This window comes from Rhizobium sp. 18055, assembly GCF_902706285.1.
In the GTDB taxonomy this organism is placed as follows: domain Bacteria; phylum Pseudomonadota; class Alphaproteobacteria; order Rhizobiales; family Rhizobiaceae; genus Rhizobium.
Genome location: NZ_CACSKD010000435.1, coordinates 1 through 399 on the forward strand (window position 1 = coordinate 1; position 399 = coordinate 399).

A 399-nucleotide genomic window follows, 5' to 3' on the forward strand; every position below is an offset into this window, starting at 1 on the left:
GCTCTGCTTGGGATCGCCCACGATGAACACGCTGGGCGGCCGCGCCCCTCCCCCGGAACCCACGTAGCCCGCGAGCCAGGCGTGCAGCGCCTGCCACTGCAGCGGGTTCGTGTCCTGGAATTCGTCGATCAGCAGATGGCGCACGCGCGCATCGAGGCGCTCCTGCACCCAGCCGCTGAGCACGGGATCGGAGAGCATCACCAGCGCGGTGCGCTCGACGTCGTTCATGTCCACCCAGCCGCGCTCGCGCTTGAGGGCGCCGAAGGACGCCACGAGCGCGCGCGTGAGCCGTGCCATGCGCTGCTGGTGCTGCCATGCGCCGTGCTGGCGCGCGGCGAGGCAGAGCCGCTGCAGCTCATCTTCCGCTTCCTGGGCCGCGGCGAACTTCTCGAGGTGGCG

Annotated in this window: 1 protein-coding gene; it reads right to left on the bottom strand. The window is 71.2% G+C overall.

Annotated elements, in window-relative coordinates; genetic code table 11:
• A partial coding sequence (locus GVL52_RS32560; RefSeq protein ID WP_160012793.1) for a UvrD-helicase domain-containing protein occupies positions 1-399 on the bottom strand: 399 nt, incomplete at both ends.